The sequence below is a fragment of the Pseudomonas mohnii genome, assembly GCF_900105115.1.
Lineage (GTDB): Bacteria > Pseudomonadota > Gammaproteobacteria > Pseudomonadales > Pseudomonadaceae > Aquipseudomonas > Aquipseudomonas mohnii.
Genome location: NZ_FNRV01000001.1, coordinates 4,156,209 through 4,171,304 on the forward strand (window position 1 = coordinate 4,156,209; position 15,096 = coordinate 4,171,304).

Here is a 15,096-nt window from a genome sequence, read left to right on the forward strand (position 1 = left end):
GAGGCGCCAGACCAATATCGGGTATGCCCTTTGTCGTCAGGGGCGCTAAACTCGAGGTGGCTTTCTTTCTTGTCCACTCTGGCTGGAATAATAAAATGAAAAATAATAATAGCCCGCTACGCCATCTACCCTGGCTGGTGCTGGCAATCATAGGTGCGTGCGCCCTGGGTGTCGTGGCATTGCGTCGAGGCGAGGCGATCAACGCCTTGTGGATTGTGGTCGCTGCCGTGGCCATTTATCTGGTCGCGTATCGCTACTACAGTCTGTTCATCGCTAACAATGTGATGCAACTCGATGCGCGACGGGCCACTCCCGCCGTGCTCAATAACGACGGTCTGGATTACGTCCCCACCAATAAACATATCCTCTTCGGTCACCATTTCGCGGCCATTGCCGGCGCGGGTCCGCTGGTCGGACCGGTGCTGGCGGCGCAAATGGGCTACCTGCCCGGCACGCTATGGCTGATCGCCGGTGTGGTGCTGGCCGGTGCGGTGCAGGACTTCATGGTCCTGTTCATGTCCACCCGCCGCAACGGCCGCTCCCTGGGTGACATGGTCCGTGAAGAAATGGGTCGCATTCCCGGCACGATTGCGCTGTTCGGCTGCTTCCTGATCATGATCATCATCCTCGCGGTGCTGGCGCTGATCGTGGTCAAGGCCCTGGCCGAAAGTCCGTGGGGCATTTTCACGGTGATGGCGACCATCCCGATCGCGATGTTCATGGGCATCTACATGCGCTACATCCGCCCGGGCCGTATCGGTGAAATTTCGGTGATCGGCGTGGTATTGCTCCTGGGTTCGATCTGGCTGGGCGGGCAGATTGCCGCCGATCCAGTATGGGCCAAGGCCTTTTCCTTCACCGGTATCCAGATCACCTGGATGTTGATCGGCTATGGATTCGTGGCGGCAGTTTTGCCGGTGTGGCTGATCCTGGCGCCGCGCGATTACCTGTCGACCTTCCTGAAAATCGGCACCATCGTCGCCCTGGCCATCGGCATCCTGATCACCATGCCCGAGCTGAAAATGCCGGCAGTGACCCAGTTCATCGACGGCACCGGGCCGGTGTGGAAGGGCGGGCTGTTCCCGTTCCTGTTCATCACCATCGCCTGTGGCGCGGTGTCCGGTTTCCACGCGCTGATCTCCTCCGGCACCACGCCGAAGCTGCTGGATAACGAAACCAACGCCCGCTATATCGGTTACGGCGGCATGCTGATGGAGTCTTTCGTGGCCATCATGGCCATGGTCGCTGCCTCGGTGATCGAGCCAGGCGTGTATTTCGCCATGAACAGCCCGGCCGCCGTGGTCGGCGGTGATGTCGTGGCCGTTGCACAAGCCGTCAGCAGCTGGGGCTTTGCCATTACTCCGGACGCCCTGCAAGCAGTGGCCAAGGACATCGGTGAAACCACCATCCTGGCCCGTGCCGGCGGTGCGCCGACCCTGGCGGTCGGTATCGCACAGATCCTGCACAGCGTGCTGCCGGGTGAAAACACCATGGCATTCTGGTACCACTTCGCGATCCTGTTCGAAGCGCTGTTCATCCTGACGGCGGTCGACGCTGGCACCCGCGCCGGTCGCTTCATGCTGCAGGATCTGCTGGGCTCCTTCGTGCCGGCGCTGCGCCGCACCGAATCCTGGACCGCCAACCTGATCGCGACCGCCGGTTGCGTGGCAATGTGGGGCTGGCTGTTGTACCAGGGCGTGATCGATCCATTGGGTGGTATCAACACCTTGTGGCCGCTGTTCGGTATCTCCAACCAGATGCTGGCCGGTATCGCGCTGATGCTCGGCACCGTCGTGCTGATCAAGATGAAACGCCAGCGCTACATTTGGGTGACCTTGTTGCCTGCGGCCTGGCTGCTGGTCTGCACTACCACCGCCGGCTTCATCAAGCTGTTCGACGCCAACCCGGCGATCGGCTTCCTGTCCCTGGCTAAAAAATACAGCGATGCGCTGGCCAATGGTCAGATCCTCGCCCCGGCCAAGGACATCACGCAGATGCAGCACGTGATCTTCAACGCCTACACCAACGCAACGCTGACCGCGCTGTTCCTGTTCGTGGTGTTCAGTATCCTGTTCTATGCGCTCAAGGTCGGCATTGCCGCCTGGGGTAAAAAAGAACGTACGGATAAAGAATCGCCATTCCAGGCGCTGCCGGATGCTTGATCGAGGATTGCAGCATGTTCAATGACCTGAGTCGCCTCGGTAAATACCTCGGTCAGGCCGCGCGCCTGATGGTCGGCATGCCCGACTACGACAACTACGTCGAGCACATGCAAACCAAACACCCGGACAAACCGGTGATGAGCTACGAGGCGTTCTTCCGCGAACGCCAGGAAGCCCGTTACGGTGGCAAGGGTGGGCCGAAGTGCTGTTGATCCGGATGGCGGGTTAACGGCAAAACCTGTGGGAGCGAGCTTGCTCGCGATGGCGGACTGTCAATCAACAGTGATGTTGAATGTTAAGCCGCTATCGCGAGCAAGCTCGCTCTCACTTTTGTTTTGTGTTGTTTATCAGTTTTGTGAAACAGGAGATCAATTTTGTCCTCTCCCATCCCCGTCACGATCCTCAGCGGCTTCCTCGGCGCCGGCAAGACCACGCTGTTGCGCCACCTGCTCAAAGCCGAGCACGGTCTGAAAATCGCGGTGATCGAAAACGAATTCAGCGATGCGGGCATCGATACCCAGCTGTTGGGCGACGAGCCGGTACAAGTGATGACGCTGTCCAACGGCTGCGTCTGCTGCACGATTCACACTGACCTGACCAAAGCGTTGTATCTGCTGCTCGAACGCCTGGACAGCGGCGATATCACCTTCGATCGTCTGGTGATCGAATGCACGGGGCTGGCGGATCCGGCCCCGGTGGCGCAAACCTTCTTCATCGACGAAGAGCTGCGCGAGCGCTACATCCTTGATGGCATCATCACCCTGGTCGACGCGGCGCATGCCGAGCTGCACCTGACCCAGACCATTGCCCAGGCGCAGATCGGTTTCGCCGACCGTTTGCTGGTGAGCAAGCGCGACCTGGTGGACGAGCCGACCTTCACCGCGTTGAGTGAGCGCCTGACCCGGATCAATCGTCGCGCTCCGATTCGTGTGGTTGATCACGGGAAGATCGACCTGGCCGAATTGCTTGACGTGCGCGGTTTCAATCTCAATGCCGACCTCGGGGGGGGGTGAGTTTGCGGCCCGTGACCAAGGCGCCGTCCATCGACCGCATTTCCAGCCTGGTGCTGCGTACCGACAAACCGCTGGATATCGACAAGCTCAGCGAGTTCATGAATGAACTGCTGGAAGACCATGGCAAGCAATTGCTGCGCTACAAAGGCGTGTTGAACATCCTTGGCGAACCGCGGCGCATGGTGTTTCAGGGCGTGCTGAAGATTTACGGCTTCGACTGGGACACCGAATGGGCCGAGGGCGAATCGCGCGAGAGCGTGATCGTGTTTATTGCCGATGATTTGCCGGAAGAGAAAATCCGTGAAGGGTTTGCGAAGGTGGCGGCGCAGTAAGGGCTGCCATGTGCAGTGAGGCTGATGTCGCTATCGCGAGCAGGTGCGTTCCCACGGGAGATTTGGGAGCGAGCTTGCTCGCGAAGGTGGTCTAACCGGCAACACGATTCTGGCGGGAAATCGGTTGCGGGTTCAGCAATGCCGCCTCCAAATGATCCAGATACTGGCTCAGCAAAAACTCGGCTTCCCGGGAGTCCCCGCGCTCAACGGCGTCCAGGATGTGTTCATGCACCTGCCACCCGCAATAACCTTCCAACTGCGCATCAAATTGCGCAATTGCCAGTGAGGTGAGCGGTACCAGGCTACCGAGAAAATGCGCCAGTGGCGCATTACCCGCCATTTCAGCCAACTGCAAATAAAACGTCCCGGACAAGCGAATCGTCGGGCCGCGCGCGGTGCATTGGCGCTCGCTATCGACCAGCGCGTGCAGACGTTTCAGCTGTTCTGGCAGAGGTCGCTGACAGGCCAGTCTGACCAGCGTCAGCTCGGTCAGGCGCCGTGCGTGCAGCGTTTGCCGGGTCTGTTCGACATCGGGTGCGGCGACACGGGGGCGATGGTTGGCTCGCAGGATAATGACCTGCTGGTGGGACAGTCGCGTCAGCACGCTGCGAACTTCACTGCGTCGAGCGCCGAACATCTGGCCCAGGCTGTCCTCGGTAAAGCGGCTGCCGGGCAGGAGGCGCTGTTCGAGAATGGCGTCGAAGATCCGGGAGTAAAGATCCTCCGCCGACGGCTGCCCGAGATTTTTTCCAGGGAAGGGCAGGGCAACGAGTGTTTGCGGTGAAGCGAAGCTGTTCATGGCCTGTCTCCAGTTCGAAGCGGTTTCAGCTACCGAAGTTGTCTTCCGGGATGTTCAATTCGATGCCCATCCGCTGGCCCTCACGAAGAATGTGCCGACGCATCTCGGCGCTGGCCTGGGCGCTGTTCTTGCTGCGAATCGCGCGCACCACGGCTTCGTTCTCTTCGAGGCGTTCAGCCAGATGCTCCGGGGAATTGCGTAGCACTTCGGCGCTTTGCTTGAGTGCATTGCTGGTCTGTTGCACCACGCTCTGGAAGATCGGGTTGGACGTCAGCGTGAAGAGCTCTTCATGGAACGCGATGTAGGCGTTGACCCCGGCCTCGCTGTCGTTGGCTTCCAGGGCTTCGCGCATGTCCATCAGCGTCAGGCGCAATTGCCCGACTTCCTTGCTGCTGATCGATTGCGCCACGAGGCCTACGATGAACGGTTCAAGGGTGTAGCGCAGTTGCAGCACGTCTTCCAGGCTTGCCGCCGACACCGCGTTGTCATAACTCTGGCTGTCGCCGGGGTTGGCCTCCAGCACCACCACGCCTTTGCCTGGCATGGAACGCACCAGGCCGAGGGTTTCCAGGACGATGACCGCCTCACGCAGGCTCGGACGACTGATACCCAGTTGTTCGGCCAGCTCACGTTGCCCCGGCAGCATTTCGCCGGAGCGCCATTGACCCCGGGCCAGCGCGGCCCGAAGTTTTTCCACGACTGAATTTACAACGGTCGACGAGGTAATCACTGTTCGCTCCCTGAGCATCGAAAGTAGTAGGGGCGTGCCGGCCAGCTGGAGCGGCACGCCGTTGATTCAGAATTCCTGCTGATGCGCCGAAGCGGCCGGTTTTCGCGGCTGGAAGGTATAACCCACCTGACCGGAAAGTACCTTGTTCGCCCGTTGCACATCGATGTCTTTTTCCCAGCGGGCAATGGCCACGGTCGCCACGCAGTTGCCAATCAGGTTGGTCAGCGCCCGGCCGATGCCCATGAACCAGTCCACCGCCAGAACCAGGACCAGGCCCACCACCGGTATGGCTGGAATAGCCGTCAGGGTGGCCGCCAGAATGACCAGTGCCGAACCTGGGATGCCGTGCGCGCCCTTGGACGTGATCAACGACACCAGCAGAATGGTCAGCAGGTCGGTCATGGCCAGCGGTGTGCCGGTGGCGTTGGCGATGAACACGATGGCCAGGGTCAGGTAGATCGAGAAACCGTCGAGGTTGAATGAATAACCGGTAGGAATCACCAGCCCGACGGTCGAACTGCCAATGCCCAGGTGCTCAAGCTTGCGCATGATTTGCGGGAGCACGGCGTCTGACGAAGCGGTGCCCATGACGATCAGCAGTTCCTCGCGCAGGTATTTGAGCAGCGGCCACATTCTCAGGCCGGACAAGCGCATCACCAGGCCAAGAATCAACGCCACGAAAGCGGTGCAGGTCAAGTAGAACAAACCGACCAGGCTGCCCAGGTGCTGCAGCGAATCGAGGCCATATTTGCTGGTGGTGAAGGCAATGGCGCCGAACACGCCAATCGGCGCCAGGCGCACGATCATGCCCATGATGCGAAAGATCACGTGGCTGAGTTCATTGATCAGCCGCGAAATGCCCGATGCCGCTTCGCCCACCAGATTCAATGCACTGCCGAACAGCACCGAAAACAGCAGGACTTGCAGAATGTTGTTGTCTGCAAAGGCACCGATCACCGAGGTCGGAATCAGGTCCATCAAAAACTGCGTGGTGGTATGCATGTGCTGGCCGCGCTGGGCAATGTCACCCATGTCGGCAGCGGAAAGCTGATCCAGATGGATGTTCGCGCCGCTGCCGATGCCGGTGCTGAAGGCGAACACCAGGCCGATCACCAGGGCGATGGTGGTCAGCACTTCAAAGTAGATCACTGATTTGAGGCCGATGCGTCCGACCTTCTTCAGGTCGCCGGCACCGCTGATGCCGCTGACCACCACGCAAAACACGATCAGGCCAATGAGCATCTTGATCAGCTTGATAAACCCGTCACCGAGGGGCTTGAGCTGAGCGGAGTATTCAGGAAGGGCCAGCCCGCAGACGATGCCGAGCACCAGTCCGAGAACCACTTGGAGGAAGATTGAACGCGAGCACCATCTGAGCATGGGAGGAATCCTGGTCGGTGTCCTGGCAGTCGTCGCTTCAGCGGATCGACGTCAGTACTTAATTATTGTGGTCTTACCGGTATGTCCAGTGCGGAGCCAGTCTAGGCACTGAATGCGGGGGATCGCAAGTAAAAATTGAGCGATTGGCTTTACCGGTCTTACCAGTTGAGCGCGATGCCTTGGTTTTGAGCGGTTGGCAGAAAAAATCGGCAGTGGATGCCGATTTTTTCAGGGTGCGGCCGAGGTGACATCGTGTATCAGTGTCCGGACGCCTTCAGGGATGTCGCTTCAGAGGGTGTTTTTTCTGATATTGAAGGGCATTTCAGGAGCGGGTGTGAGGTACTTTTCTTTGAAGAATACTCAGAATGAAAGTTATCTTTGAGCGCTCTTCGGTTTTGCCAAGATAAACATAGGGCGAGCCATTTAGTTTGAGTCCGCCCAAGTAGTGTTTGTCTTTGATCTTGAGTGAAACTGCAGAGTGAGTGTTGCGTAGATTATCCAGTGTGACAGGTTGACCTTGTTGGTTGACAAGGGTAAAGACTGTCGGGTCATCAGCGTCCGAGTCAATAACGGCAAAAGTATCCAACGCTTGTTCACTGATGATCTGATTGTAATATTCGCCGGTGTTTTTTATCGAGAGTATGTAGCCATCGGCCGTATGCCGGAAGTGCAGTGTGAGTGGCGCTACCTCACCGATCTGCTCGTTTGGTCGGATGCCAAGTCGCTGGGAGTGGTCGTGGGTCTGCGGCTTTCCAGTGAAGAAACCACCGCTGAAGTGTCTGATGGTGGCCAGCGCGGGTTTGCCATGGAGCTCTTCAAGCAGGTTTACTTTATGGTCAAACATTCTCAACGTTGCGATGAAAGACTTTTCTATATTGCTATTCATGATGTAACCCGTTTATTAAGTTTGTTGGGTAGAACGGGTTTTAGAGTAGGTAGTTTTTATTGGTTTTTGGGATTGCGTATGTTGCAAGGATTTAAATCGGGGGCGGTATTGGAGTGGGTGGCCGGAGTGACTTGTGGGTTGCTTTATTAAATGTGTGCGTTGCTCGTCTTTATTCTGGCAATAAAAAACCGGCCATCTCTGGCCGGTTCTTTTACTGCGGTCTAGCGGGGCTTATCAAGCACCGTATACCGGCAGCTTCTTGCAGATGGCTTTGACTTTCTCACGAACGGCGTCGATCACCGCTTCGTTGTTCAGGTCAGCCAGGATGTCGCAGATCCAGCCGGCCAGTTCCTTGCACTCTGCTTCCTTGAAGCCGCGAGTGGTCACGGCCGGAGTGCCGAAGCGCAGGCCGGAGGTGACGAACGGGGAGCGCGGATCGTTTGGCACGGAGTTCTTGTTCACGGTGATGAACGCCTTGCCCAGCGCGGCGTCAGCGTCTTTACCGGAGATTTCCTGCTTGATCAGCGACAACAGGAACAGGTGGTTTTCGGTACCGCCCGATACAACGTCGAAACCACGCTCGATGAACACACCGGCCATGGCCTTGGCGTTTTTCACCACTTGTTGCTGGTAAGCCTTGAACTCAGGCTGCAGCGCTTCCTTGAAGCAGATCGCCTTGGCTGCGATCACGTGCTCCAGCGGGCCACCCTGGGCGCCAGGGAACACGGCGGAGTTCAGCTTTTTCTCGATGTCGGCGTTGGCGCGAGCCAGGATCAGGCCGCCACGTGGACCGCGCAGGGTCTTGTGGGTGGTGGTGGTCACGACGTCAGCGAAAGGAACCGGGTTCGGGTAGACGCCAGCGGCGACCAGACCGGCCACGTGGGCCATGTCGACGAACAGGTAGGCGCCCACCTTGTCGGCAATTGCGCGGAAACGCGGGAAGTCCAGGATCTGCGAGTAGGCAGAGAAACCGGCCACGATCATTTTCGGCTTGTGCTCAACCGCCAGGCGCTCGACTTCGTCGTAGTCGATCAGGCCGTTGGCATCGATGCCGTACTGGATGGCGTTGTACAGCTTGCCGGAGGACGAAACGCTGGCACCGTGGGTCAGGTGACCACCGTGGGCCAGGCTCATGCCCAGGATGGTGTCACCAGCCGAGAGCAGGGCCAGGTAAACGGCGCTGTTGGCCTGGGAGCCAGCGTGTGGCTGGACGTTGGCGTAATCGGCGCCGAACAGCTCTTTTGCACGGTCGATGGCCAGTTGCTCGACCACATCGACGTACTCGCAGCCACCGTAGTAGCGCTTGCCCGGGTAGCCTTCGGCGTACTTGTTGGTCAGTACCGAGCCTTGAGCTTCCATCACCGCAGGGCTGGTGTAGTTTTCCGAAGCGATCAGCTCAATGTGCTCTTCCTGGCGCTGAGCTTCTTGCTCCATGGCGGCAAAGAGATCGGCGTCGTACTTGGCAATAGTCAAATCACGGCTGAACATGGCGGTCCTCAAGGATCGGGGGCGGAAAAGGGGGGCATTCTAACCCAACCGCTTTTAGAAGGGATATGAAACACAGTCAGGTTGTGGATAAGCGGGCTTCAAGCTGCAAGTAAAAGCCGATTCGCCCTTGCTTGCAGCTTGCAGCTGGTCTTCATGTTTGATTGATTGGAGCTTTGGGCTCCAATCAATCAAACATGAAGAGGGCATCATTGCTGAATTGCGCTGCAAACTTGTTGGCCGGCATCGGGCGGCCGAACAGGTAGCCTTGAACCTCATCGCAACCGTGTTCGCGCAGGAAGTCCAGTTGTTCCTGGGTTTCCACGCCCTCGGCGATCACTGCCAGGTTGAGACTGTGGGCCATGGCGATGATCGCGCGGGCAATCTGTGCATCCTGTTCACCCGAGGGCAGGCCGTCGACGAAGGTTCGGTCGATTTTCAGTACGTCGATCGGGAACTGCTTGAGGTAGTTGAGCGATGAATACCCGGTGCCGAAGTCGTCGACCGCAATGCTCAGGCCGAGGTTCTTCAGGCCATCGAGGATCTGCATCGCCTCGCAGACTTCGCGCATCAGGATACTCTCGGTCAACTCCAGTTCCAGGCAGGCCGGCGGCAGGCCGGTTTCCTTGAGAATGGTGGCGATCCGCGTACCGAGCTGACCATCCGAGAACTGCCGGGCGGAAATGTTCACCGAGACCTTCGGCACGCGCACCTTGGTCTGGTGCCAGTTTTTCAGCTGGCGACAAGCCTCGCTGATCACCCAGTCGCCGACATCCACCACCAGGCCGAGTTCTTCGAGCACCGGAATGAAGTCCCCCGGCGGCACCAGGCCACGTCGTGGATGGCGCCAGCGCAGCAGGGCTTCGGCGCCGGTCAAGCGTTTGCCGTCGCCACTGAATTGCGGCTGGTAATACAGCACGAATTCGTTTTGCTCCAGGGCGTGGCGCAAGTCGCTTTCCAGCTCCAGACGCTCCAGGGCACTGGCGTTCATGTCCGCCTGGTAGAACTGGAAGTTGTTCTTGCCTCGTTCCTTGGCGTGGTACATCGCGGTGTCGGCGTTCTTCATCAACTGGCTGAGTTCGTTACCGTCCTGCGGGCTGAGGGCGATGCCGATACTGGCGGTCACGAAGAATTCGCGGCCTTCGAGCACAAAGGGTTTCACCAGGCTGGCGAGTATCTGCTCTGCCACATGAATCGCCCGGTTCAAGGCGATTTGGCGGTTGGCTCGCGGTTGCAGGAGCAAGGTGAACTCGTCGCCACCCATGCGCGCCACGGTGTCGTCATCGTCGACGCAGCCGAGCAGGCGCGTGGCCATGTCCTTGAGCATGCGATCGCCTGCGGCATGCCCCAGGGAGTCGTTGATCGGCTTGAAGCGGTCCAGGTCGAGGAACATCAGCACCACCCAGGACTTTTGCCGTTCCGCCGCTTGCAATGCGGTGTGCAGACGGTCCTGGAACAATGTGCGGTTGGGCAGGTGCGTCAGGGCGTCGTAATAGGCGAGGCGGTGAATCCGCTGTTCACTGGCCTTGCGCTCGCTGATGTCGGTGAAGAAGCACACGTAACTGGCCAGATCGCCCTCATCATCCAGAACGGCGGTGATGCCGACCCAGGCCGGATAGTGCTCACCATTGCGGCGCTTGAGCCAGACTTCGCCTTCCCAGGTGCTGTGCTGGCTCAGTTGCTTGAGTACATAACGCAGATGGGCTTCCTGCTGCTCGTCGACGGTCAGCATGTTCGGCAACTGGTCGAGGACTTGCTCCACCGCATAACCACTGACGCGGCTGAACGCCTCGTTGGCCTGGACGATATAGCCGGCCGGGTCGGTGATCAGGATCGCCGAGGTCGAGTGTTCAAAAACCGTAGCCGCCATGCGCAGGTCTTTCTCGGCGCGGCGTTGCTGGCTGATATCGCGACCGACCCCCAACACGCCTTCAAACGCACCGTGTTCATCCCAGACCAGTACCAGCCGCAACTCGATGGGAATCTTGCGCCCGTCGGCCCGCAGGCAGTCGAACAGGAACAATTGGGTCTGCACCTGGCTGCGCAACAATGCCAGTTGATCGGGTTTATCCAGCGCTTTGCTGACCCGGTCCATGAGGTGGAATATGCCGGTCAACTGCTGTGGGTTGGCGATGGTCGATTGCCAGCCATTGTGGAAAATCCACTCGACTTCGTAGCCCAGCACCGATTGCACCGACGGGCTGACGTAGTTGAGTGCCATTCGGCTATCGGTGGAGAAAATCACGTCGCTGATGCTTTCAGCGAGCATCCGGTAACGCTGTTCGCTGTCGCGCAGGGATTCACTGGCTTCGATCTGGTCGGTGATGTCCTTGGCCACGCCGATAATCCGCGTGACCTGGTCGTGCTTGTCCCTTGCCAGAGCCTGCTCGCGAATCTCGAAGCGCCGCCATCCGCCGTTGTGGTGGCGAAAGCGCAACTGACACTGCATCAATTGCCGATAACCGGCTTGCCTCTGGGCCTGGCGCGAACGGTGATAGAAGTCGGCGTCTTCGGGGTGCAGGAGGATTTCCCAGAAATACTCGCCCATCTGTTGCAGTTCGGTGCGGTTGTATCCCAGCGTCTGACCCAGATGGTGGTTGCTGAAGATCATTCGTTGGCTGATCACGTCCTGCACGTACAAGTGATCGGGCACGGTTCGCACCACGTCGGACCAGAATCCTTCGCGCTCCAGCAGAGACAGCTCGATGAGTTTACGGCTGGTGATGTCGGTGATGCTCAGGATCACCGCTTTATAGTCCTCGGGATCTTCCGGCAGGCGCAGCACCAGCCACAGATGCTGGTCCCGACCACTGGCGTTCTCCAGTTTGATTTCCAGTTCAAGCTGCTTTTGCTGGTTGAGGACCGCTTCGAGCACCTGATTGCCGATGGCACTGTCCCCAAGCGGGTTGCCGTCGATCAGCAACTTCCAGGCTTGAGCGGAGGTCGTGACGTTGAGCAGTTGCAGTGCAACCTGATTGACTTCGGTTATGCGCAATTCCTGCAACAATTGCCGGCGACTCTGCGGGACCGCCAGCCACGCTTGCAGTTGTTCGGTGTTCTGCAATTGAGCCTTGTCGAATGCGTTTTTAAGGCCGGATATGTTGAGCACGCACAGTGCGACGCCGGTGCCTTCGAAGATCTCCTGATAACGTCGACGCCCTTCATGCAACTGGCGCTGGCGGCGGCGCATGTTCAGCAGGACGATAAACGGCAGCATGGAAAAGGCCAGGCCCAGCAGGCACTTGCCAATGAAGGCCGGCAGCAGTTCTTCAAGTACACGTTGCCGATCGAACAATCCACGTAGTTGCCAGTCGCTGCTGCTCAAGGGCACGGTCAGCACGCTGTTGGCCACATCGTCCTGGGTCAGCGTGCCCGGGTTGACCAGGGGAAGGGCTTCATCGCGACTGATGATCTGGTGGTTGAAGCGGTTTTCCACCAGCCACTGCGGTCGGCCGGTCACGTCAGTCAGATTGGTCAGTGACGAAAGAAACGTCGGCTTCAGGCGCAAGGCCCAGTAGCCGCGGGTACTGCCGCTGGCCTGATGCAACAGCAGATGCACCGCCGAGCCGTCGATGGCATTGCTGAAGTAGTGACGCTGGGCACCGCTGCGACGGACCAGTTCGCTCAGGAAATCGGCGTCTTCGCTGTTGTCGGCGCTGTCATTGAGGATGACTCCGGACGGGCTGAGCAATGCCAGGCTGACCAGGTCGGGCAGGGACTTTTGCAGTTTGCGCAGCAGCTCCTGCTGTTCGTCGGGACTTTGCGGTTGTTCGACGATCGGTAGCAGGTTAAGGGCGATCTGCGCGTTGAGCGCCATGTTCAGGCTGACTTGTGCGGCCAGATCAGCGGTGTAGTCGATGGTGTACTGACGCTGGTTTTTCTGTGTTTCGCGCAACTGATCCAGCAGCTGCCAGAACAGCAACGCGAGCAGCAATAGTACAAGCGTCGCCAACGCGCCTATGAGCGTTCCGCGCAGGGGAGAGCCGGGCGCCGTTAATGGTGCGCTGGTGGTCAGGGGCGAAGGGACGTTGGACAAACTTTGATCCTGCGGTTTGGCTTGACTGGCGCGACGTGCACTATAAGCCGGACGCCCGAAGGGCGGCTAGCATGCCTTGAGTTGTGGCAAAGTGCCAGTCCCGCTCGGCTGGACGGCCATCTGTCATTCAGGTAGCTTTGCCGGTTACGCGGGAGCGTTCCAGCTCCCAGGGCTTTTTCAGCGCGCACCACCTTGAACGCTTTCAATCGGGCGACGCGCACGGCCTGGCCAGGCATCGCCTGAGCCCTGATCATTCATCTGTCACTGACCCTAGGTTCTCCATGGCTCAATACGTATTCACCATGCATCGGCTGGGCAAAGTTGTGCCGCCGAAGCGGGAAATCCTGAAAAACATCTCATTGTCCTTCTTCCCAGGCGCCAAGATCGGCGTGCTCGGCCTCAACGGTTCGGGTAAATCCACGCTGCTGAAAATCATGGCGGGCGTTGACACCGAGTTCGACGGCGAAGCCCGTCCGATGCCGGACCTCAACATCGGCTACCTGCCGCAAGAGCCGCAACTGGATCCGACCAAGACCGTGCGTGAAGTGGTCGAGGAAGCCGTCAGCGTGATCAAGGACGCGCAAGCGCGCCTGGACGAGGTCTACGCCGCCTATGCCGACCCGGATGCCGACTTCGACAAACTGGCTGCCGAACAGGCCAAGCTCGAAGCGATCCTGCAGGCCAGCGACGGTCATAACCTGGAACGCCAACTGGAAGTCGCCGCCGATGCACTGCGCCTGCCGGCCTGGGATGCCAAAGTCGAACACCTGTCCGGTGGTGAAAAGCGCCGTGTGGCGCTGTGCCGCCTGCTGCTGTCCGCCCCCGACATGCTGTTGCTCGACGAACCGACCAACCACCTGGACGCCGATTCCGTCGCCTGGCTGGAGCACTTCCTGCACGACTTCCCGGGCACCGTGGTAGCGATCACGCACGACCGTTACTTCCTGGACAACGTGGCCGGCTGGATCCTCGAGCTCGACCGTGGCGCGGGCATTCCTTACGAGGGCAACTATTCGGGTTGGCTGGAAGCCAAGTCCGATCGTCTGGCCCAGGAATCCAAGCAGCAGTCGGCCCATGAAAAGGCCATGAAGGAAGAACTGGAGTGGGTGCGCAAAGGCGCCAAGGCCCGCCAGTCGAAATCCAAGGCTCGTCTGCAACGCTTCGAGGAAATGCAATCGCAGGAATTCCAGAAGCGCAGCGAAACCAACGAGATCTACATCCCGGCCGGTCCGCGCCTGGGCGACAAGGTCATCGAGTTCAAGAACGTCACCAAGGGCTACGGCGATCGCGTGCTGATCGACAACCTGTCGTTCTCCATGCCTAAAGGCGCCATCGTCGGTGTAATCGGCGGTAACGGTGCCGGTAAGTCGACCCTGTTCCGCATGCTGATGGGCAAGGAAACGCCGGACTCGGGCAGCATCGAAGTCGGTGAAACCGTGCAACTGGCGTGCGTCGATCAGAGCCGCGAAGACCTGGACGGCAGCAAGACCGTGTTCCAGCAGATTTCCGATGGCTCCGACCAGATCCGCATCGGCAACTACGAGATCCCGTCGCGTACCTACGTCGGTCGCTTCAACTTCAAGGGCGGCGATCAGCAGAAGTTCGTCAAGGACCTGTCCGGTGGTGAGCGCGGTCGCTTGCACCTGGCCCTGACCCTGAAAGAGGGCGGCAACGTCCTGCTGCTCGACGAACCGTCCAACGACCTCGACGTTGAAACCCTGCGTTCCCTGGAAGAAGCCCTGCTGGACTTCCCGGGCGCTGCCATTGTGATCTCTCACGATCGGTGGTTCCTTGACCGCGTCGCCACTCACATCCTGGCGTACGAAGACGACTCGCAAGCGGTGTTCTTCGAAGGCAACTACACCGAGTACGAAGCCGATCGCAAAAAACGCCTCGGCGAAGCCGCTGCCCAGCCGCATCGGGTACGCCACAAGAAACTGGCCTGATTCGGGTCGGTGGCATGAAAAAGCGGAGCCTTCGGGCTCCGTTTTTTTTGCCTGGGCTTTTTTCAGGAGTGCCGAGGCGAATTCATCGCTAGCAGGCTAGCTCCCACAGGGTTTTTTGGGATGTCCGGGATCAGTGTTCCACCGCCGTCCTCTGTGGGAGCTGGCCTGCCAGCGATAGCGGTGTAGCTGTTGGTGCATGATCTGGATCCTGTCTCCCCATTCAGGTGCAAAATAAGCTCAAAAATCAGTCTTATTTATATCATGCGCACCATTTAATTTCACAAATGCGACATTTTGCGCTGTTCCTGTGCACGAGTCGTTTGTTAA

8 protein-coding genes and 2 pseudogenes are annotated in these 15,096 nt (G+C 59.0%); 4 read left to right on the forward strand and 6 right to left on the reverse strand.

The genetic code is table 11. From position 1 onward, the window contains the following. The first annotated feature begins 95 nt into the window (after positions 1-95). The 3 genes and pseudogenes from BLV61_RS19320 to yjiA all read left to right on the forward strand — a co-directional run bounded on the left by BLV61_RS19320 (position 96) and on the right by yjiA (position 3,507). Complete coding sequence (locus BLV61_RS19320; protein WP_047533519.1) at positions 96-2,162, forward strand: carbon starvation CstA family protein; 2,067 nt, start codon at positions 96-98, stop codon at positions 2,160-2,162. Between the two features lie 14 nt (positions 2,163-2,176). Then, complete coding sequence (locus BLV61_RS19325) at positions 2,177-2,374, forward strand: YbdD/YjiX family protein (protein WP_007937254.1); 198 nt, start codon at positions 2,177-2,179, stop codon at positions 2,372-2,374. Positions 2,375-2,536: 162 nt separating this feature from the next. Next, positions 2,537-3,507 (forward strand): annotated as a pseudogene (yjiA, locus tag BLV61_RS19330) (GTPase). 91 nt (positions 3,508-3,598) lie between these two features. Here the strand turns inward: yjiA and BLV61_RS19335 are convergent. The 6 genes and pseudogenes from BLV61_RS19335 to BLV61_RS19360 form a co-directional block, all read right to left on the reverse strand. Beyond that, on the reverse strand, positions 3,599-4,306 hold the full coding sequence (locus tag BLV61_RS19335) for a GntR family transcriptional regulator (protein ID WP_090466954.1): 708 nt from the start codon (positions 4,304-4,306) through the stop codon (positions 3,599-3,601). A 25-nt stretch (positions 4,307-4,331) separates the two neighbouring features. Beyond that, on the reverse strand, positions 4,332-5,036 hold the full coding sequence (locus tag BLV61_RS19340) for a FadR/GntR family transcriptional regulator (protein WP_047533511.1): 705 nt from the start codon (positions 5,034-5,036) through the stop codon (positions 4,332-4,334). Then, positions 5,033-6,416 (reverse strand): annotated as a pseudogene (locus tag BLV61_RS19345) (C4-dicarboxylate transporter DctA). The gene BLV61_RS19340 and the pseudogene BLV61_RS19345 overlap by 4 nt, the downstream one beginning before the upstream one ends. 322 nt (positions 6,417-6,738) lie before the next feature. Beyond that, the gene (locus tag BLV61_RS19350) at positions 6,739-7,302 is read right to left on the reverse strand and encodes a hypothetical protein (RefSeq protein WP_090466956.1); all 564 of its coding nucleotides are present in this window, start codon (positions 7,300-7,302) and stop codon (positions 6,739-6,741) included. A 234-nt stretch (positions 7,303-7,536) separates the two neighbouring features. Then, positions 7,537-8,790 (reverse strand): serine hydroxymethyltransferase, encoded by a 1,254-nt coding sequence (glyA, locus tag BLV61_RS19355; RefSeq protein ID WP_047533504.1) that lies wholly within the window; start codon positions 8,788-8,790, stop codon positions 7,537-7,539. Positions 8,791-8,974: 184 nt separating this feature from the next. Beyond that, positions 8,975-12,823 (reverse strand): sensor domain-containing protein, encoded by a 3,849-nt coding sequence (locus BLV61_RS19360; protein ID WP_047533502.1) that lies wholly within the window; start codon positions 12,821-12,823, stop codon positions 8,975-8,977. A gap of 281 nt (positions 12,824-13,104) precedes the next feature. Here BLV61_RS19360 and ettA point away from each other — a divergent pair, with 281 nt between their 5' ends. Next, positions 13,105-14,769: an energy-dependent translational throttle protein EttA gene (ettA, locus tag BLV61_RS19365; RefSeq protein WP_020798667.1), complete on the forward strand. Its 1,665-nt coding sequence runs from the start codon at positions 13,105-13,107 to the stop codon at positions 14,767-14,769. Positions 14,770-15,096 lie beyond the last annotated feature (327 nt).

What these genes read in the sequence shown, in the direction of transcription:
- BLV61_RS19320 (WP_047533519.1), top strand. Translation starts at nt 96, where the DNA reads ATGAAAAATAATAATAGCCCGCTACGCCATCTACCCTGGCTGGTGCTG.
- BLV61_RS19325 (WP_007937254.1), top strand. Translation starts at nt 2,177, where the DNA reads ATGTTCAATGACCTGAGTCGCCTCGGTAAATACCTCGGTCAGGCCGCG.
- BLV61_RS19335 (WP_090466954.1), bottom strand. Translation starts at nt 4,306, where the DNA reads ATGAACAGCTTCGCTTCACCGCAAACACTCGTTGCCCTGCCCTTCCCT.
- BLV61_RS19350 (WP_090466956.1), bottom strand. Translation starts at nt 7,302, where the DNA reads ATGAATAGCAATATAGAAAAGTCTTTCATCGCAACGTTGAGAATGTTT.
- glyA (WP_047533504.1), bottom strand. Translation starts at nt 8,790, where the DNA reads ATGTTCAGCCGTGATTTGACTATTGCCAAGTACGACGCCGATCTCTTT.
- ettA (WP_020798667.1), top strand. Translation starts at nt 13,105, where the DNA reads ATGGCTCAATACGTATTCACCATGCATCGGCTGGGCAAAGTTGTGCCG.